The following is a 19,351-nucleotide window of genomic DNA, read 5'->3' on the forward strand; positions in this document are numbered from 1 at the left end:
TGTTACTGTTCAGTTTTCAAGGAACTTTTCTTTCATACTTCACCGCGTCTCAGCGGCGACTTCTTTATCTTATTACGGATAACCTTTTTTGTCAACAACTTTTTTATTTTTACTTCTCAACAAAATTTTATGTGCCGCTCTCAAAAGCGACTTAACCAATATATCATGCGGACAAGCTGAAAAGCAAGCCTTTATTTTTATTTTATTAATAAATAATTTAGTCCAGGCAACATCTTTTCTTCTATAGCTACATTCCAAAAAAGAGGCAAGCTTTTACACTTGCCTCTCTTCTATACCATACTATGATTCTTCTGTAGCTTCTTCTTCTGCTTCTTCCTCCGCTACTGTGCGTTCACGCATGAGCGGGAACAGCAGCACATCACGAATCGACGGAGAATCAGTAAGCAGCATTACCAAACGATCAATCCCAATTCCTAATCCACCTGTTGGAGGCATACCATATTCCAATGATTCCAGAAAATCCTCATCCATCATGTGAGCTTCGTCATTTCCGGCTTCCCTCTCCAAAAGTTGCGCTTCAAATCGTTGACGCTGATCGATCGGATCATTTAACTCAGTAAATGCATTAGCATGCTCACGTCCTACAATGAATAGCTCAAAACGGTCTGTAAAGCGTAGATCTTCTTCGTTTTTCTTCGCAAGCGGCGATACTTCAACCGGATGTCCATAAATAAACGTTGGCTGAATAAGCTTTTCTTCCACAAAATGCTCGAAAAACTCATTAACAATATGACCATATTTAGCTCCTGGCGGCACTGGAACATTGTGTTTTTTCGCAAGCTCCACCGCTTCTTCATCGCTCATTTGTGGCCAGAAGTCTACACCTGTCACTTCTTTAATGGCTTCTACCATATGAATTCTCTTCCACTGAGGCTTCAACTCTACTTCATGTCCCTGATAATTAAATAGCGTTGTACCAAATACATCCTGCGCAATATGCGCAACCAATTCTTCTGTTAAGCGCATAATATCTTTATAATCCGCATATGCCTCATACAACTCAATTGAAGTAAATTCCGGATTATGGCGTGTAGAAATTCCCTCATTCCGGAAAATGCGACCAATTTCATATACTTTTTCAAGGCCTCCCACAATCAAGCGCTTTAGATGTAATTCTGTTGCAATACGCATATATAGACGCATATCCAAAGCGTTATGATGTGTAACAAAAGGACGTGCCGCAGCTCCCCCCGGAATGCTGTGCATAGTCGGTGTTTCCACCTCAAGATAACCACGCTCGTCCAAATAGCGACGCATTGATTGCAAAATTAAGCTACGGGCGATAAACGTATCCTTTACGTTCGGATTCATGATCATATCGAGGTAGCGTTTACGGTAACGAGTTTCCACATCTTTTAGTCCGTGGAACTTCTCGGGCAACGGACGAAGAGACTTACCCAATAAAGTGACTTCTTGTGCTTTAACACTTGTCTCTCCGGTTTTTGTTTTAAAAATAATTCCAGTTACACCAAGAATATCTCCAATATCACACAGCTTAAACATATTGTAAGCTTGTTCTCCAATCTGATCCTGCCGTACATAAATCTGAATGCGGCCACTTTGATCCTGTAGATGGGCAAACCCGGCTTTTCCTTGACCACGCTTCGCCATCATCCGGCCTGCAATCGACACTTTAATCCCTTGCTCGTCCAACCGTTCTTTCTCAAGCTCTCCATACGTATCTATGATCTCTTTGGCTGTATGGGAACGTTCAAACTTTTTGCCGAACGGATCCACTCCGTTTTCACGCAATGTATGTAGCTTTTCACGCCGAATTTGTTCCAGTTCGCTTAATTCTTCTTGTCGAGACATGCTTACGTTCAACTCCTCAAAGTCTTTTACCTTCATTTTAGCCTAAAACTGGCTAAAAGCTCCTACGAAATCGAAGGAGCTTAGCCAAAAACAGACATTTAGTCTACTTTAATCTCAAGAATTTCGTAGCGTACAACGCCTGCGGGAACGTTTACATCAACCGTTGAGCCTTTTGATTTGCCAATCAAAGCCAATCCAACCGGCGATTCGTTGGAAATTTTGTTTTGCATCGGATCAGATTCTGCAGAACCTACAATCTTGAACTCCATTTCCTCATTGAACTCCAGGTCTTTTACCCTTACGGTAGAACCAATGCTCACTATTCCAGTATCCAGTTCTTCGCCGGTAATAACGCGTGCGTTGCGCAGCATTTTTTCCAGCGTGATAATGCGTCCCTCAATGAAGGCCTGCTCATTCTTTGCTTCTTCATACTCTGAGTTCTCAGACAGGTCTCCAAAGCTAATCGCTTCTTTGATACGTTCAGCTACTTGACGGCGTTTCACCGTCTTTAACTGTTCAAGTTCTTCTTCGAGCTTCTGCAAGCCCGCTGCTGTTAAAATTACTTCTTTTTCAGCCATCTTCGCATTCCCCCATCATAATCCATTCTATTGTTTTCGTACGCCTGATGTATCGTAGAGTGTATGATAAAATTGTATTTTTTATGCAATTAACAAACATATATGAAACTGCCAGTGCATGCACTGGCAGTTTCTCATGCAGATATGAAGGTATTATATGGTAGCCTTTGACTAAATGTCAAATCCTACGGTTATACCGCCTCTACCTTCTCCTGCTGACGTTTGCTTTCATATTCTGCGGCCTTCGCTTCCACTCTTTCAAGATAGGATAACAAAAGATTAGCCATACCTTCCCGCGTTTCCTGTACATTAACTTCATCACGGATATGCGCTGATGCCGGTAAGCCTTTGAGATACCAGGCCGCATGCTTACGCATCTCCAGAACAGCAACCTTCTCACCCTTCACCTTAATCAGGCGATCAAGATGCAGCAACGCTATTTCAATCTTTTCACGTGGCGTTGGCTCTGTCGGCAGTTCACCCTTCGTAAGATACTCAACCGTGCGGTACAGCATCCACGGATTGCCCAGGGCTGCACGCCCAATCATCACGCCATCACAGCCCGTTTGTTCAATCATGCGCTTTGCATCTTCCGGTGTGGCTACGTCTCCGTTACCGATAACCGGTATGCTAACAGCTTCTTTCGCCTGACGGATATAATCCCAGTTCGCAGTGCCCTGATACATCTGCACACGCGTTCTGCCATGAACGGCGATAGCCTGACCACCTGCACGTTCTACCGCTTTGGCATTCTCCACTACGTAGATATGGTCCTCATCCCAGCCGATACGCATCTTTACCGTAACTGGCTTCGATACGTTCTCCACTACGGCAGATACCATTTCTTCGATTTTACCCGGATCAAGTAACCATCGTGCTCCGGCATCACAACTAACGATTTTCGGCACTGGACAGCCCATATTAATATCGATAATATCAGCATTTGTATGATCATCCACGTACTTCGCCGCTTTCACTAGCGTTTCTCTGTCACCGCCAAAAATCTGTAAGCTCAATGGCTTCTCGCGCTCATCTACATACAGCATCTCAAGCGTCTTCTTATTTCCGTGAACAATTCCTTTATCGCTAACCATCTCAGCGCAAACCAGTCCCGTTCCGAATTCCTTGGCAATCAGGCGAAAAGCCGGATTACATACACCAGCCATCGGAGCGAGTACCACGTTATTCTTAAGCTCGACGTTTCCAATTTTTAGGTTAGCCATATTTCCACCTTCCACATATACTTTGTGTAAAAAGCACGGGCTATTCCTTGTATAAGCAAAAAAGCCGTTAATTATTTCCCTATTTTATCATACGTTTTTTTCATTTCAACTATTTTCATCCTTTTCGTTCTTCAACCACATGTTTCCAGACAAGCTTTCCACACTGCCGCACACCTTCTGTGTCCTCCAGCTTCTCTAGTGCATCCTCTACACTTGTATAGCGAACTTCTTCCCCCGTTTTGTATGCAATGGGGGCTTCTGGTGCAATCTCAGCGAGTGGAACTAAAACAAACGCGCGCTCCATCATCCTCGGATGCGGAACTTGTAAATCTCCATGGTGAATATACTCATGTCCATACAACAGAATATCAATATCCAACGTGCGCGGGCCCCAGCGAATCATACGTGTTCTCCCCAGCAATGTTTCAATTCTCTGCATATGAGTCAACAATTCCTCCGGGGGTAGCGATGTCTCAATTTCGATTGCGATATTCAGAAATACGTCCTGCTCTGTATACCCCACCGGATCGGTTTCATAAAGGGAAGAGCTTTGCAGAACCTCTATCTCGGTTACTTGATGAATCAGATGCACTGCTCTCCCAAGAGTATATTTCCTATCACCAATATTTGAACCCAGACCTAGAAATGCCCGGTTTAGCCGATTATGCATTATGTCCCGCCCGACTGCGCCGAATCTCTATTGCTACAGATTCGTAATGACCTGGTATTGGAGGATCCGGCTTAGTTACACGGACAAGCACTTCATCAATTATCATATAGCCATCAAGAATTTTCGTTGCCAAACGCTCCGCAATAGCTTCCACCAATTCGTATTTTTCCTTCTCAACAATCTGCTGCACCGTCTTATAAATATCCGCATAGTTCACTGTATCTTCCAGATTATCACTACGGCCGGCCTTCGATAAATCAAAATAAAGCTCCAAATCTACATAGAAGCGCTGTCCAAGCTTGTTCTCTTCCTTGAAAGCGCCATGATAGCCCCAGAACTCCATCTTATTAAACAAAATCTTGTCCATTTAGCCTCACTCCTTCTGTTGCTGCCAGCCATATAGCATCGCATCCATCATGCGGCAGACACGCACGATCGGCTTTACGTCGTGTACCCGAACAATGCGGCACCCTCGTTCTACACCGAGCGCCACGGTCGCCGCCGTTCCCTCCATCCGCTCCGTTACCGGCATATCGCCAAGCGCTTTTCCTATAAACATTTTCCGTGATGTTCCCAATAGCACCGGGTATCCAAGTGATACAAGTTTGTCCATATGATACATCATTTCAAGATTGTGTTTGTATGTCTTCGCGAATCCAATACCTGGATCAAGAATGATATTATTATGTTCCACACCTGCTTCTTTCACCAGGTCAATGCATTCGTTTATATCATTCAGCACATCATTGACAAAATTCGTATATTGTTTATTATCACGATTATGCATCAATATGACTGGAAGGCCAGATTCTGCCATAACCTTCGGCATCATGGCATCAGCTTTGCCCCCCCATATGTCGTTAATAATACGCGCACCGGCATGAACAGCCTGACGAGCCACCTCAGCTTTATATGTATCGATAGATAGTGGAATATCTATTTCATCTGTTAACCTCTCAATAATTGGAATGACACGTTCCAGTTCCTCTTCAACGCTTACCGGATCATGACCAGGGCGCGTTGATTCGCCTCCAATATCAATAATATCGGCTCCGTCCTTTACCATCCGACGGGCATGTTCGAGCGCACGCTCCAGCGTATGATGATGACCTCCATCCGAAAAAGAATCCGGTGTAATATTGAGAATGCCCATAACCAGCGTTCGTTGATGGACAGGCAATTCATACGAGCCTGCCTGTATTCCTTGCTGCATACTTCTCCTTCCTCTCCATTGCGCTTTTGCTATCAGACAATATGTCTCCGATACAACTCAAGCAGTTGTTTGGTAACCGTTCCTATTGTACCCTGTCCAATTCTTGTTTCATTCACTGTATGAATCGGCACGATTTCCTGTATAGCATTCGTGATGAATACTTCATCTGCTACCATCAAATTTTCGATATAATACCAACCTTCCTGCACGGTAAAATCATGGGCTTCAGCCAATTCCATGACAAAGTTTCGTCTCGTTCCAGGCAGAATTCCCGTCTTCACATCAGGTGTGTAAATGACGTCTTCCACTACAAAAAACAGATTAGACACAATTCCTTCTGCAAGGCATCCATTCTCCGTAAGGAAAAGTCCTTCCACATCCGGTTCAGAACCAATTTCCATTTTACCGAAACGATTATTCATGTAATGGTGGGACTTGAAACGCCTCTCCCCTTCCGGTGAATTGCGCGGCCGCTTTAGTACCTGTAGCTTCTTTCCTGCTTCATACAAGGACGGAGGGAACTCAGGCAGCGGTTTGACGAAAATTAGCCAATGAGGCTCATCATACACCCCTGCATACGGACCCAATCCTTTATCCCCTGCTGTCAGATCAAGCCGCACATATGCATCGCTCAATCCGTTTGCGCTTAATGTTTCCAATATCGCAAACCGTAAATCCTCACGCGTCATCGTCACAGCAATACCCAGTTCTTCTGCCGCTTCGCAAAGACGATGATAATGTTGTTCCAAAAGCGCGATATGTCCTCCATATACCCGCATTGTTTCAAATAAACCCAGACCATAAAGAAAGCCGTGATCAAAAGGCGAGATCACAGCTTGCGTACTATCCATAATGCGCCCATCGAGAAATATTTTCACGATTCGCTCCTTGCTCCTTTATCTATATATTCTTAAGCGGGGCATAATGCGTCAAAAAATTGCGCAATAATTGTTTGCCATGCTCCGTCATAATTGATTCCGGATGGAATTGTACTCCTTCCACCGGCAATTCACGGTGACGAAGCGCCATAATTTCACCTTCTGCTGTCTCTGCCGTAATCTCCAGACAATCAGGCAGACTTTCCCGCTCCACAATAAGCGAATGATAGCGAGTCGCACGGAATGGATTAGGCAATCCTGCAAAAATACCTTTCCCGTTATGGAAGACCTGCGACGTCTTGCCGTGCATCAATCGCTCCGCACGAATAACGTTGCCACCAAATACTTGAGCGATGGACTGGTGTCCTAAGCAAACGCCAAAAACTGGAATCTTGCCTGCAAACCGCTCTATCGCTTCGAGACTAATTCCTGCTTCATTCGGTGTGCATGGTCCCGGCGAAATCATAAGATAGGAGGGTGCCAGCTCAGCAATCTCGTCGCACGTAAGCTGATCGTTGCGCACGACATGCAGCTCCTCTCCCATTTCCCCTAAATACTGTACCAGATTGTACGTAAACGAATCATAGCTATCAATCATTACAATCATACTCGACTCCCCTCTCTCATACTCTTCTCAACTCTTCGTTTGGCTTCAGCTAAAGAAAGCGACTTCCATAACACTTCCGCCTTCTTTAATGATTCATAATACTCTGCTTTTGGCGTGGAGTCAATCACAATTCCTGCTCCAGCTTGCACATGTGCCTCTTCATCTTTCAGGATTAATGTTCGAATAATAATGTTGCAAACAGCATTGCCGTCAAAACCCAGCACACACATAGAACCCGTGTATGGCCCTCTTGTCACCCTTTCCAATTCCTCAATAATTTCCATCGTTCGTACCTTTGGAGCCCCAGTAATTGTACCACCTGGAAATGCCGCAATAATTGCATCATACATATCCTTATCTTCCATCATCTCACCTACAACATTGGAGACAATATGCATAACATGCGAATACTTTTCCACCGCCATAAGCTCATCGACGTGTACCGTTCCGAAACGACTCACACGTCCTAAGTCATTTCGTTCCAAATCAACCAGCATAATATGTTCAGCAACTTCCTTCTCATTTTCCAACAATTCCCGTACGAGGGCTGCATCCTCTTCCTCCGTGCGACCACGGCGACGCGTACCTGCAATCGGACGTGTGCTAAGCCGGTTTCCCTTTACCTGTAGCAAAAGTTCGGGAGATGCGGAAACAAGCTGAAACTCTGGAAACCTGATTAATCCCATATAGGGTGATGGGTTAATGGTGCGTAATACTTCGTATATTTCTTCGGCTTCCGCATCTGTTTTCCTTGTCTGGCGAACCGACAAATTTACTTGAAATACATCACCTGCTGCGATATATTCCTGTACCCGTCTGACAGCATGTTCAAAATCCGCCTGTTCAAATGATGTGGTTACTTCTCCTAAAAAATCCTCTTCCATTTCTTCAATATGCAGCACAGGAGACTCTTCTATTTTACCTTTTGTTACCTCAAGCATTTCTTTCATTTCCCGCAGCCGTTTTTCTGCTTGTTCGATCATACCCAGACTAGCCCGCTCTCCAACGTGAACGATAATAAACACATCACCTGTCTCATGATCAAAAGCGTATAGCTGTTCCACCAGCATCAAATAAACGTCCGGCAGTTTTAGATCATCTTCTGCCGCGCGGGGCAACATCTCATAGTAACGTCCCATATCATAGCTTATATAACCAACCGAACCTCCTGTCCAATCCGGCAGTCCAGCCTGGGCCATCTCCCCTGCACTTGGGGAGAATTCATGTCCCATCCACCGACGTACCGTAGCCATCGGATCCGACAGCACAGGAGAAAAGGATTTTCCGTTCTCGCTTACTTGGCCATTCTTGTATGCCAGAGAAGCCACTGCATCCATTCCTACATACGTATAACGACCAATCCTTCCACTTTCCAGAATAAAAGCGTATGCACTTTGCTTCTGCAAGCTCTTATATAGCCGCCATGGGTCCTGACTCGTCCACTTTATTTTTTGCCACAGCGGTACGCGTTCATATTGTGTAAGCCATTGCTTAGTCCATTCTTCAGGCTTTCTCACTCATTTCCCTCCATCTGTTATCCCTTGCGCAAAATAAGCCCTTGCTCCAATGAGACAAGGGCTTTCTCTCTTTATTATACTCACTCTTCGTCAAATTGATAAAGAGGGGTGCTTAAATATCTTTCACCGTTGCTTGGGATGATGACAATAACATTTTTACCAGGCCCCAGCTTTTTTGCTACTTGCTTGGCTGCATAAATAGCCGCACCGGAAGAAATACCACCAAGGATTCCTTCTTTTCTAGCCACTAAACGGGCTGTAGCAAACGCATCTTCATTCTCCACTTTAATGATCTCATCGTATATTTCTGTATTCAGCGTATCCGGTACAAATCCTGCGCCGATGCCTTGAATTTTGTGTGGCCCAGGCTTTCCACCGGATAGTACAGGCGATGCAGCCGGTTCGACAGCCACAATACTAATATCCGGATATTTCTCTTTCAATACTTCACCGGCACCAGTAATTGTTCCTCCAGTACCGACTCCCGAGATAAATGCATGAGCGCCTCCAATTTGCTCAGCCTGCTCTAACAATTCTTTACCGGTTGTCTCGCGATGAATCTGCGGATTGGCGGGATTCTTGAACTGCTGTGGAATAAAGTAGTCTTTATTCTCACGAACCAACTCTTCCGCTTTGCGAATAGCGCCTCCCATTCCTTCTACACCCGGTGTAAGCACCAGTTCCGCGCCATATGCGCGAAGCAGGTTGCGTCGCTCCATACTCATTGTATCCGGCATAACCAGAACGGCACGATACCCTTTTGCCGCTGCTACCATCGCAAGACCAATGCCTGTATTACCGCTTGTCGGTTCTACAACGGTCATACCTTCCTTCAATGCGCCCTCTTTTTCCGCCGTCTCAATCATTGCCAGAGCGATACGATCTTTTACACTACTGCCCGGATTAAAAAATTCTAGCTTTAAGTAAATGTTTGCTTCATCTGCTTCTGTTACTCGATTCAACTTCACTAACGGTGTATACCCAATTAAATCGGTAATGGACTGAGCTACCCGCATCAAAACTCCTCCTCACCAAATCCCACTAATTAAATAGGTTTTATAAATATTATATCAATCGACCTATAGAAACGTCAATTGTCCCTTACAAATTTGTGCGAAGATTCCTTAAGTCCTCTTCATTCAGATGGTATCTTTCATTACAGAAATGACACGTAATCTCTGCCTCTCCTTGCTCCTCTATCATGGCGTCGAGCTCTTCTTTACCCAGGCTGATGAGCGCCCGATTTATCCGTTCGAGCGAGCAATGACAGCTAAATACGACTTCATGCTTATCTAGCAGGGTAAATTCTGTGCCCAGAATTTCGTGCAAAATCTCCTCTGGAGATAGCCCCTCATCAATCATAGTGGACACTGGGCGAATAGAGGAGAGTGTATTCTCCAACTTGGCAATGATGTCTTCCGGTGTGTTAGGCATTAACTGAATAATAAAACCACCGGAGGCTTTCACTGTGTTATCAGGATTCACCAGTACACCAACTCCGACAGCTGAAGGAACCTGTTCGGATACCGTAAGATAATATGTTAAATCTTCTCCAATTTCACCAGATACAATAGGACTTGTACCTTGATATGGCTCTTTTAGTCCCAAATCTTTCGTAACGGTAATACTTCCTTCTGTTCCCACAACCCGCCTGACATCAAGCTTGCCCTTCTCATTCATCTCATCATAATGAATATGCGGATTGTGCACATAGCCACGTACCTCTCCTTTTGCGTTGGCATCCGCTACAATTTGTCCCGCTGGTCCATTCCCTCGCACTACGATGGTCAGGCGTTCATTACCTTTTAGCATTGCTCCCATCATAGCCGCACCCGAAACCGTGCGCCCTACCGCTGCACTTACGATCGGCCAGGTATCCAGACGACGTTGAATTTCTCGTACTGTATCTGTAGTGCGAACAGCAAATGCGCGCACGAATCCATCATACGCAATCCCGCGGATTAAATAATCATTCATCATTCTTCCTCTTTCTTCCTTGGAATGTCGAGAATATTCATTCTCGCGCTCATACTCATTAGTGTACCACAAATAGAGAAGTAATAAGAAAAGACGGGAGTCATCCCGCCTTTTCTTTACTTCTTATTGCGATCATAAATCAGCCGCAAACCTTTCACCGTTAACCATGGGTCGACGATATCGATTTCATTCGACTCACTGCCAATAAGTTCAGCTAACCCGCCGGTAGCTATAACATTTGGTTTTTTATCCGACTCCATCTTCATGCGGCGCACTAGCTCATCTACCTGTCCGACAAAACCATAAATGATACCCGATTGCATAGCATGAATCGTATTGCGACCGATAACGCTCGGTGGCTTTATTAATTCAATACGAGGCAGCTTGGCAGCCCGGCTGTATAACGCTTCGGTAGAAATGCCAATCCCCGGGGCAATCGCTCCTCCATGATAACCACCCTGCTCATCAACAAAGCATAGCGTAGTGGCTGTACCAAAGTCTACAATAATTAGCGGAGTTCCATAATGATGAATGGCAGCTACGGCATTCACAATCCTGTCTGCACCGAGCTCTCGTGGATTCTCCGCCTTAATATTCAATCCCGTCTTCAAGCCCGGCCCGATTACCATCGGTTTAATATCGAAATATTTGCGGCACATTTTTTCAAGTGAGAACATCAACGGCGGAACGACGGAAGAAATAATAATGCCTTCGATATCCGCGAAAGTCATGCCCTTGTCGGCAAAAAGGCTCTTCACCAGCATACCGAATTCATCATCCGTCTTTCCTCGATCTGTGCTAATGCGCCAATTATGTTTTAATTCGTCACCTTCATACACGCCAAGCACAATATTTGTGTTCCCTACATCAATGACAAATAGCATCGAATCCCTGCCCTATCTTTTTCTTTCATTCAAGTCCAGACTAATATCCAGCGCCGTTACAGAATGTGTAAGGCTGCCTACAGAAATAACATCAACGCCGGTAGCAGCTATTTCTTCAACAGTATCAAGATTAACGCCGCCAGAGGCTTCAACAATCATACGGCCAGCAACACGCCGTACGGCCTCTGTCATCGTTTTCGTATCCATATTGTCCAGCATAATAATATCCGGCTTCGCCGCGATCGCTTCCTCGAGCTGTGCGAGCGTCTCTACTTCTACCTCAACCCGCATAGTATGTGGAATTGCAGCACGAGCATGCGATATAGCCTCATGTATACCGCCTGCCGCTTTAATATGATTATCTTTAATCATGACCGCATCAAACAGTCCGAGACGATGATTATGCCCTCCACCGATTGTTACCGCATATTTCTCAAGCATACGCAAACCCGGCGTTGTTTTGCGCGTATCAACAATGCGAACTTTTTCACTTACTCTCCGCACTTTTTCCACGTACCTGCTCGTCATTGTGGCGATACCTGATAAACGTTGCAATAAATTAAGCGCAAGACGTTCGCCGCCCAGCACACTCCGCACACGACCTTCCACCTGTGCGATAACTGCTCCCCTCTCAACGAAGGCACCTTCCGCCACTTTCGGTGAAAAAACAAGCTCAGCGTCGACAAATGAAAACACACGCTCGGCTACAGTCAGTCCCGCAATCACACCAGATTGTTTAGCATACAGGATACCTATCCCTTCTAGGTTCTCAGACACTGTTGAAAGGCTCGTTACATCTCCAAAGCCGATATCTTCTTGAAGCCACGCCTCAATCTGCCGCTCCAACAGTTGCTCATTTATCTTCATTTGCATTTCTCTCCTCTAAAACCCCATCTTCGATCGACTGCACAATATGCTTTCGCCATATAACATCATCCCGCTTCGAAAAGTCTTCCCGGTAGTGACCTCCACGGCTTTCTTTCCTAAATAATGCTGCGTTTGCAACCAGGCATGCGCATGTTAACAGATTCAGATACTCCATCTCTTCCGTTTTTTCCACTTTCATGCGGAATGCCTTTACATAGCGTTCCAGTTCTCGTACGGCCTTAGTCAGTCCTTTCTCGCCACGCTTCAAACCTACATGCGTAAGCATCAGCTTCTGTAAACGAAGCTTGCGTTCCATCACTGTATCATTGTTCATCGTCTGTTGGCGCATTAACGAAAAGGATACTGCAGGTACTTCATCGTCAATATCTTCCAACTGCCCTATTCTTTCAGCAATACGGCGTCCGAATACCAGAGCCTCCGCCAACGAATTACTGGCCAGACGATTTGCACCATGAACACCTGTGCAAGATACTTCCCCGCAGGCAAATAGACGCTTGGTCGAAGTCTCGCCATATAAATCAGTTTTAATGCCTCCCATAATGTAGTGAGCGGCAGGCGCAACCGGGATCCAGTCCGTAACCATATCCAGTCCATAGCGAAGACAAACTTTATAAATAGTAGGAAACCGATGTTTGATTAATTCTTCGGATTCGTGGGTAATATCCAAGTAAACGAACGTGGACCCAGTTGATTCCATTTCAGACACAATTGCGCGCGCAACTACGTCCCGGGGAGCCAATTCTTTCAATGGATGATATTTCTCCATAAAACGCTCTCCCTTTATATTACGCAGGACAGCTCCCTCACCGCGTACAGCTTCAGATATGAGAAAACGGGGAGCACCTGGGTAACATAACGCTGTTGGATGGAACTGGATAAATTCCACGTCTTTAATATAGGCACCAGCCCGGTATGCCATGGCCATCCCATCTCCCGTGGCGATTTCCGGGTTGGTGGTATAACGATACAATTGACCGGCTCCGCCGGTCGCCAATACAATGGCATTAGCACGTATATAGATAACTTGTCCGTCTGGCTTGCGGACAAGCGCACCTATACATTCTCCCTGATGAGTTACTAGATCAAGCGTAAAGTGGTTCTCCAAAATCGTAATCTTCTCATTCGATAGCGCACACTTCGAAAGAGCCCGCACAATCTCCGCGCCTGTCGCATCTCCCTGGGCATGAAGGATACGTCGCTGACTGTGAGCACCTTCTTTTGTTAGAGCAAAAACCCCGTCCTCTTCATCAAATTTGGTTCCATAGTGAATTAAATCCGTAATACAGGAAGGCCCTTCATTGACCAGTACTTCCACCGCTTCATTCAAACAAATACCTGCGCCGGCAATCAAAGTATCCTGCCTATGCAGCTCTGGTGAATCCGACTCAGCAGTAACAGCAGCAATACCACCCTGTGCATAACGGGTATTGCTCTGGGTCAGTGCGGTTTTACTAAGTAAAATGACATCCTTATTCTCACTGATTTTCAGTGCAGTATAAAGACCTGCAATCCCGGAACCAATAATGAGTACATCTGTTTTATACCTCTCAAGCTCGGTTAACTTAAAATCAATGACATAGCGTGGTACCATCTAACTTACCCTTCTTTCTGCATCCTTCGTCGTTTACTGAACTGCTTCCACAGACAGCATGCGTTCAAGGGAAGCCCGAGCATTATCCGCAATTTCTTCCGGCACATAAATCTGCGGTTGCATCGTTTCCAAACAATCAGCGATTTTTTTCAGGTTATTAACCTTCATATTCGGGCAAACCAGGTACTTCGAAGCAAAGATAAACTCTTTATCCGGGCTGTCCGCATGCAATTTGTATCCTACTCCATCCTCAGTTCCTACGATAAATTGTTTGTGATTTGATTCACGACAATATTTAAGAATACCGGTGGTACTACCAACGAAGTCTCCCATTGCTACAACTTCAGGACGGCATTCTGGATGCACAACAAATTGCGCCTCAGGATACTCTTCCTTTAACTTGCGAACATCATCTACTGTCAACTGGTCATGCGTATTACAGTATCCTTCCCAGATAATCATTTTCTTGTCTGTGAACTGCGAAACCCAGTGTCCAAGGTTCTTATCCGGTACCCAGATAATTTCTTCTGCATCAATCGATTCGATAACATTTTTGGCATTCGACGATGTACAGCAGATATCTGTTTCTGCTTTGACATCAGCTGATGTATTGATGTATGCTACTACCTTCGCATTCGGATGCTGGGCTTTCAGCTTTTTCAATCCGCTTACGTTTACCATATCCGCCATCGGACAACCGGCACGCTCATCCGGAATCAACACAGTCTTGTCCATGTTCAAAATTTTAGCGCTTTCACCCATAAAGTGAACGCCGCAGAACACAATAACATCAGCATCCGTAGTTGCTGCTTTTTGTGCAAGACCAAATGAATCACCGAGAAAATCCGCAATCTCTTGAATTTCAGGACGTTGGTAGTAATGGGCAAGAATAATTGCATTTCTTTCTTTTTTCAGACGCATAATTTTCTCCCGTAACTCCTGGTTTCGCTGTTCTTTCTTCGCTAAAGCTAACGCTTCCATAATAAGCAACCTCCGTTGTAAATCCTTAAGGTATTAAGTGCCTTCGAGACAACTATCAGAATATCTGTATCATACCGTTAAATCAAGAGGTTGTACACTCCTAAAGAAAGGCAAACACATGCCACCGTATTTAAATTAAGCATTATTAATAAATACAAAAAGCCCCCCTACAAAAAAGGGAGGCTTTACTCATATTCTTATGTGTCGCTTCTATCGCGTTCTTCACTATCGATCCCCGGTGTCGGTGCAATATCTTCCGACTTACCAGTGATTTGCACCTTAACATCTCCAGTGGTAACCTCTTCGACTTCGCCAACCTTGTTATTAAACGAACCGGTCTCGATAATGCTTTTAATTTGTTCAGCATCTAATGTCTCAACCTTAAGAAGCGCTTGTGCTACAGCTTCCAGCTTATCCATCTTCTCATTCAGCAGGTCTGTACAACGCTGATGACAATCGCGAATAATCGTCTGGATTTCCTGGTCGATTTGACGCGCTGTCTCATCGCTATAATTCTGTTCATGGCCAAAATCGCGTCCGAGGAATACCTGACCCTGGCTTTGACCAAACTGCATTGGTCCAAGGTTCGCACTCATCCCGAACTCCATAACCATACGACGTGCAATGCCTGTAGCACGTTCAAAATCATTATGGGCACCTGTGCTAATTTCCTTCAGTACAAGCTCCTCAGCTACACGTCCGCCAAGCAGACCCACGATCTTATCCAACAGGTCAGACCTAGTGGCGAAGAATCGATCTTCTTTGGGCAGCATAACAGTGTATCCACCCGCGCTGCCTCGAGGAATAATGGTTACTTTATGAACCATATCGGCATTTTTTAAGAAATAACCACAGATCGTATGACCTGCTTCATGATATGCCACAAGCCTCTTCTCATCATCACTGATGACACGAGATTTCTTGGCCGGTCCAGCGATAACACGGTCAATCGCTTCATCCACATCTGTCATATCAATCTTACGTTTATTCCGTCTTGCAGCAAGCAATGCTGCTTCATTCAACAGATTCTCAAGGTCAGCACCTGTAAAGCCCGGTGTGCGACGGGCGATAATATCAAGATCAACGCCTTCCGCAAGCGGCTTATTGCGCGCGTGTACGTGCAGCACCGCTTCCCGTCCCTTCACATCAGGACGGTCTACTGTAATTTGACGGTCAAAGCGGCCCGGACGCAACAGGGCCGGGTCCAGAATGTCCGGACGGTTGGTTGCAGCAACGATGATAATACCTTCATTTGCTCCAAAGCCATCCATCTCAACAAGCAATTGATTAAGCGTTTGTTCACGTTCATCATGTCCACCGCCAAGGCCGGCGCCACGTTGACGACCCACTGCATCAATCTCATCAATAAAGATAATGCATGGAGCATTTTTCTTCGCATTTTCAAACAAGTCCCGAACACGGGAAGCACCGACACCGACGAACATTTCAACGAAGTCAGAACCACTAATGCTGAAGAAAGGTACGCCCGCTTCTCCTGCAACTGCACGAGCCAGAAGGGTTTTACCGGTACCTGGAGGACCGACAAGCAGAACCCCTTTCGGAATACGTGCCCCCAATGTTGCGAATTTACGTGGGTCTTTCAAGAATTCTACAACTTCCACCAGTTCGGCTTTTTCTTCATCCGCTCCGGCTACATCATTGAAAGTAACCTTCTTCTTCTCATCATTATACAACTTGGCTTTACTCTTGCCGAAGTTCATAACCCTGCTGCCGCCGCCCTGGGCCTGATTCAGCAGGAAGAAGAACAAGATAAAGATAATAACAAAAGGAATAATCGAGGTAAGAAAAGTAAGCCAGACAGAATCACCTTTCTGTTCTAGATACTCTTCTTTCGCCAGATTCGCTTCTTCTATCCGTGTAAGCAACTGTTGATTGTCATAAAGCGGCCCATTCGTATAGAAGGGAGTCTGGTCCTTCAACTTACCCTGAATATAATATGTACCTCGGTCAGGACGAATCTGCAGTTCGGCAACCTTTCCCTGGTTAAGGTACTGACGGAACTCGTTGTAAGGGATTTTCGATGTGTCCGTACCCTGGTTGGTAATAAAATTGACAATCCCAACCGTTACTAAAATAATTAGCAGATAGAATCCTGTATTGCGGAAGAACCGATTCATTCCTTACCTCCTCTCGCGCTCAAAAACACCTACATTATTTTACCACATGAAACTCGGCATCTACAACTTGACAAGACTTAGCTATATACTTCGGATTTCAAGATGCCAATGTAAGGCAGATTCCGATATTTCTCCGCGTAATCCAATCCGTATCCGACAACGAAAGCGTCAGGAATCTGGAACCCGCAATAATCGGGTGTCAAGTCGACCGTACGCCGTGCCGGCTTGTCAAGCAATGTTACAACCTTCACAGATGCAGCATTACGGCGCTGGATATTATCGATTAAGTAGCTGAGTGTAAGCCCACTATCGATAATGTCTTCCACAATCAGAACATGACGTTCTTCCACGGAAGTATCCAAATCCTTCATAATCCGTACAACTCCAGAAGACTCGGTAGAAGCCCCGTAGCTGGAAACGGCCATAAAGTCCATCTCAAGCGGGATATCCATACGGCGCACCAGATCGGTCATAAAAGGGGCTCCTCCACGTAAAACACAAATAACGAGTGGGTTTTTGCCCGCATATTCTTTGGAAAGAATACGACCCAACTCGCGAATTTTGTCCATAATTTCTTCTTCTGTCAAAAGTACTTTTTCAATGTCTTTTTCCATGATGAACCTCCTGGTATGAACACGGTCACAAAATTGGTATTCCGCTGCCAATCATACCTCTCTTGCTACAATATGTATAAGCAGCAAGAAAGAGAATTGAAATTGTCATAAAAGCGACGATTCAAGCACTACATACAATACGACATCCGCTTCCTTCTTGGGCACATGCCATCTCGAACGCCTTACGCCGGGAATCCAGAGGACGTGTTCATCATCCATGAGAAGGGGGATTTGGTCTCGCTGCTGGCGGGGTATTTTCTTATCTATAAAAATATCCTTTACCTTCTTGCTTCCGTGCATGCCCAGAGGTACCATACGATCTCCGGCACGCCGCCTTCTTACGTATAGTTTACCCTTAACACTCGCCGGGTCAAACATGGCGAATGTGCCTTCCGCAAGCCGCTTCCTCTCATCCCTGTCCCCATAATAGCAACGAATCACCCGACCTATCTCTGAGATATAGGTCTGTCCGGGAATATCTAAAGAATATATGTAGGGGGGTATTGAAATTATGTTTGAAGAAAATGAAAAAATCACTCGTTGATACTCCCTATGCACCTGCACCCCCCCAGGTAAATGGGTACAAGCCGCCGGATGAGTATCTCCAATGATTTGCCGTATGTTTTCAATATGCACATACCCTATTTCTTTTATGTCGCTTTTCAGCAGATAACTTAATATTAGTTTAATCATCCTCCTTTGTAAAGCAAGGTGATGCATCAGGAAATCATTTTGTCTTATGATTATTGTATTCTCATTTTGTTTCTCTATGATGAGAGCAAGCTTTTCCATGCTCTCCTGACGCATATAATCGTTTTCTTCCCGCAGCACTTCCGCAAGGTGCACCGCAGCACTTGCTACATATGGATTTTCCTCGCGCATAAGCGGAATCCAATGCCGGCGAATCCGGTTACGCAAATACTTGTCGCTCCAATTACTGGCATCCTGGCGCGGTAAGAGCCCTTGTTCCTCACAATACTTCTCGATTTGATCCCTTGTTACTTCTAGCAACGGACGAATAATATCGATGTTTTCTTCGCTGCGACATAGCGGAATACCTGCCAGCCCTTCTACGCCGGTGCCGCGAACAAAACGCATTACCATCGTCTCCAGCTGATCATCCGCATGATGGGCCGTCGCCACTTTTGCGCCTCCCATCTTACCAGCCACCTGCTTCAGAAACCGATAGCGAACCTGCCGTGCTGCATCCTGAGGGTTTAAACCTGTTTCTCCAATAAGCTTCGGAACATCAATCGAATCGACAAAACAAGGAATTGCAAGTTCCTGACATAGATGCTGCACATAGTCACAGTCTTCATCCGCTTCTTCACCACGGAATTGATGGTTTACATGCGCAGCCGCTATCGTATATTCAAATTCCTGACGCAAACGGGTAAGCGCATGTAGCAATGCAACCGAATCAGGACCGCCCGATACGGCCACGACGATCGTATCCCCTGTCTTTAATAAACCATGAGCTTGTATCGTTTTTTTCAACTGTTCAAGCAAATATTCCACCTTCAATCATTCAGTCAGCAAAAGTCTGACCTATCTAGTATACGAACCGTACCAGCCACCGGTTTCAAAAATTTTCTGTTCAATATTAACTATAGCATAAGAAAAACTCGTGGGCATTGCCACTCGTCCTTTTGCCACAAAGAAGACAGACGGGCCGCCTGATGCCACGTCATACGCCCCGCGAGTTTCTTCAAGCGAGACACTCGGAAGAAAGTATATATCGCTACCTTACCTTGTAGCG

The 19,351-nt window shown here is 45.3% G+C and carries 18 protein-coding genes; all 18 read right to left on the reverse strand.

What is annotated here, in order from left to right:
• Window positions 1–300: 300 nt before the first annotated feature.
• On the reverse strand, window positions 301–1,833 hold the full coding sequence (lysS, locus tag HMPREF0083_RS13345) for a lysine--tRNA ligase (protein ID WP_051354656.1): 1,533 nt from the start codon (window positions 1,831–1,833) through the stop codon (window positions 301–303).
• Window positions 1,834–1,931: 98 nt separating this feature from the next.
• Complete coding sequence (gene greA, locus HMPREF0083_RS13350; protein WP_021621970.1) at window positions 1,932–2,411, reverse strand: transcription elongation factor GreA; 480 nt, start codon at window positions 2,409–2,411, stop codon at window positions 1,932–1,934.
• A gap of 191 nt (window positions 2,412–2,602) precedes the next feature.
• A complete protein-coding gene (gene dusB / locus HMPREF0083_RS13355) occupies window positions 2,603–3,634 on the reverse strand; it encodes a tRNA dihydrouridine synthase DusB (RefSeq protein ID WP_040302740.1) in 1,032 nt (343 codons plus the stop codon).
• Between the two features lie 115 nt (window positions 3,635–3,749).
• On the reverse strand, window positions 3,750–4,304 hold the full coding sequence (gene folK / locus HMPREF0083_RS13360) for a 2-amino-4-hydroxy-6-hydroxymethyldihydropteridine diphosphokinase (protein ID WP_021621972.1): 555 nt from the start codon (window positions 4,302–4,304) through the stop codon (window positions 3,750–3,752).
• Window positions 4,297–4,671: a dihydroneopterin aldolase gene (gene folB, locus HMPREF0083_RS13365; protein ID WP_021621973.1), complete on the reverse strand. Its 375-nt coding sequence runs from the start codon at window positions 4,669–4,671 to the stop codon at window positions 4,297–4,299. Before folB ends, folK begins: the two co-directional genes overlap by 8 nt.
• A 6-nt stretch (window positions 4,672–4,677) precedes the next feature.
• Window positions 4,678–5,517 carry a dihydropteroate synthase gene (gene folP, locus HMPREF0083_RS13370; RefSeq protein ID WP_021621974.1) on the reverse strand — a complete coding sequence of 280 codons (840 nt, stop codon included), beginning with the start codon at window positions 5,515–5,517 and terminating at the stop codon, window positions 4,678–4,680.
• 32 nt (window positions 5,518–5,549) lie between these two features.
• Window positions 5,550–6,395, reverse strand: a complete 846-nt coding sequence (pabC, locus tag HMPREF0083_RS13375; RefSeq protein ID WP_021621975.1) for an aminodeoxychorismate lyase — start codon at window positions 6,393–6,395, stop codon at window positions 5,550–5,552.
• Window positions 6,396–6,417: 22 nt separating this feature from the next.
• Window positions 6,418–7,002 carry an aminodeoxychorismate/anthranilate synthase component II gene (gene pabA / locus HMPREF0083_RS13380; RefSeq protein WP_021621976.1) on the reverse strand — a complete coding sequence of 195 codons (585 nt, stop codon included), beginning with the start codon at window positions 7,000–7,002 and terminating at the stop codon, window positions 6,418–6,420.
• Window positions 6,999–8,519, reverse strand: coding sequence for an anthranilate synthase component I family protein (locus tag HMPREF0083_RS13385; protein ID WP_021621977.1), 1,521 nt, complete (start codon window positions 8,517–8,519; stop codon window positions 6,999–7,001). Before HMPREF0083_RS13385 ends, pabA begins: the two co-directional genes overlap by 4 nt.
• Before the next feature lie 80 nt (window positions 8,520–8,599).
• Entirely contained in the window at window positions 8,600–9,538 is a 939-nt protein-coding gene (gene cysK, locus HMPREF0083_RS13390) for a cysteine synthase A (protein ID WP_167331566.1), read from the reverse strand.
• A gap of 82 nt (window positions 9,539–9,620) precedes the next feature.
• Window positions 9,621–10,496 carry an Hsp33 family molecular chaperone HslO gene (gene hslO / locus HMPREF0083_RS13395; RefSeq protein ID WP_040302742.1) on the reverse strand — a complete coding sequence of 292 codons (876 nt, stop codon included), beginning with the start codon at window positions 10,494–10,496 and terminating at the stop codon, window positions 9,621–9,623.
• A gap of 116 nt (window positions 10,497–10,612) precedes the next feature.
• Window positions 10,613–11,380, reverse strand: a complete 768-nt coding sequence (locus tag HMPREF0083_RS13400) for a type III pantothenate kinase (protein ID WP_021621980.1) — start codon at window positions 11,378–11,380, stop codon at window positions 10,613–10,615.
• Window positions 11,381–11,392: 12 nt separating this feature from the next.
• Window positions 11,393–12,247 (reverse strand): carboxylating nicotinate-nucleotide diphosphorylase, encoded by an 855-nt coding sequence (gene nadC, locus HMPREF0083_RS13405; protein ID WP_040302744.1) that lies wholly within the window; start codon window positions 12,245–12,247, stop codon window positions 11,393–11,395.
• Window positions 12,234–13,859: an L-aspartate oxidase gene (gene nadB / locus HMPREF0083_RS13410; RefSeq protein WP_021621982.1), complete on the reverse strand. Its 1,626-nt coding sequence runs from the start codon at window positions 13,857–13,859 to the stop codon at window positions 12,234–12,236. The genes nadC and nadB overlap by 14 nt, the downstream gene beginning before the upstream one ends.
• Window positions 13,860–13,892: 33 nt before the next feature.
• Window positions 13,893–14,840, reverse strand: coding sequence for a quinolinate synthase NadA (nadA, locus tag HMPREF0083_RS13415; RefSeq protein WP_021621983.1), 948 nt, complete (start codon window positions 14,838–14,840; stop codon window positions 13,893–13,895).
• 197 nt (window positions 14,841–15,037) lie between these two features.
• Window positions 15,038–16,978, reverse strand: a complete 1,941-nt coding sequence (ftsH, locus tag HMPREF0083_RS13420) for an ATP-dependent zinc metalloprotease FtsH (RefSeq protein ID WP_021621984.1) — start codon at window positions 16,976–16,978, stop codon at window positions 15,038–15,040.
• A 77-nt stretch (window positions 16,979–17,055) separates the two neighbouring features.
• Complete coding sequence (hpt, locus tag HMPREF0083_RS13425) at window positions 17,056–17,592, reverse strand: hypoxanthine phosphoribosyltransferase (RefSeq protein ID WP_021621985.1); 537 nt, start codon at window positions 17,590–17,592, stop codon at window positions 17,056–17,058.
• Between the two features lie 105 nt (window positions 17,593–17,697).
• Complete coding sequence (gene tilS, locus HMPREF0083_RS13430) at window positions 17,698–19,101, reverse strand: tRNA lysidine(34) synthetase TilS (protein ID WP_040302746.1); 1,404 nt, start codon at window positions 19,099–19,101, stop codon at window positions 17,698–17,700.
• Window positions 19,102–19,351: the final 250 nt, after the last annotated feature.

The organism is Aneurinibacillus aneurinilyticus ATCC 12856 (genome assembly GCF_000466385.1).
Lineage (GTDB): Bacteria > Bacillota > Bacilli > Aneurinibacillales > Aneurinibacillaceae > Aneurinibacillus > Aneurinibacillus aneurinilyticus.

What these genes read in the sequence shown, in the direction of transcription:
- folK (WP_021621972.1), bottom strand. Translation starts at nt 4,304, where the DNA reads ATGCATAATCGGCTAAACCGGGCATTTCTAGGTCTGGGTTCAAATATT.
- folB (WP_021621973.1), bottom strand. Translation starts at nt 4,671, where the DNA reads ATGGACAAGATTTTGTTTAATAAGATGGAGTTCTGGGGCTATCATGGC.
- dusB (WP_040302740.1), bottom strand. Translation starts at nt 3,634, where the DNA reads ATGGCTAACCTAAAAATTGGAAACGTCGAGCTTAAGAATAACGTGGTA.
- lysS (WP_051354656.1), bottom strand. Translation starts at nt 1,833, where the DNA reads ATGTCTCGACAAGAAGAATTAAGCGAACTGGAACAAATTCGGCGTGAA.
- nadC (WP_040302744.1), bottom strand. Translation starts at nt 12,247, where the DNA reads ATGAAGATAAATGAGCAACTGTTGGAGCGGCAGATTGAGGCGTGGCTT.
- greA (WP_021621970.1), bottom strand. Translation starts at nt 2,411, where the DNA reads ATGGCTGAAAAAGAAGTAATTTTAACAGCAGCGGGCTTGCAGAAGCTC.
- hpt (WP_021621985.1), bottom strand. Translation starts at nt 17,592, where the DNA reads ATGGAAAAAGACATTGAAAAAGTACTTTTGACAGAAGAAGAAATTATG.
- folP (WP_021621974.1), bottom strand. Translation starts at nt 5,517, where the DNA reads ATGCAGCAAGGAATACAGGCAGGCTCGTATGAATTGCCTGTCCATCAA.
- ftsH (WP_021621984.1), bottom strand. Translation starts at nt 16,978, where the DNA reads ATGAATCGGTTCTTCCGCAATACAGGATTCTATCTGCTAATTATTTTA.
- HMPREF0083_RS13400 (WP_021621980.1), bottom strand. Translation starts at nt 11,380, where the DNA reads ATGCTATTTGTCATTGATGTAGGGAACACAAATATTGTGCTTGGCGTG.
- nadA (WP_021621983.1), bottom strand. Translation starts at nt 14,840, where the DNA reads ATGGAAGCGTTAGCTTTAGCGAAGAAAGAACAGCGAAACCAGGAGTTA.
- nadB (WP_021621982.1), bottom strand. Translation starts at nt 13,859, where the DNA reads ATGGTACCACGCTATGTCATTGATTTTAAGTTAACCGAGCTTGAGAGG.
- pabA (WP_021621976.1), bottom strand. Translation starts at nt 7,002, where the DNA reads ATGATTGTAATGATTGATAGCTATGATTCGTTTACGTACAATCTGGTA.
- hslO (WP_040302742.1), bottom strand. Translation starts at nt 10,496, where the DNA reads ATGAATGATTATTTAATCCGCGGGATTGCGTATGATGGATTCGTGCGC.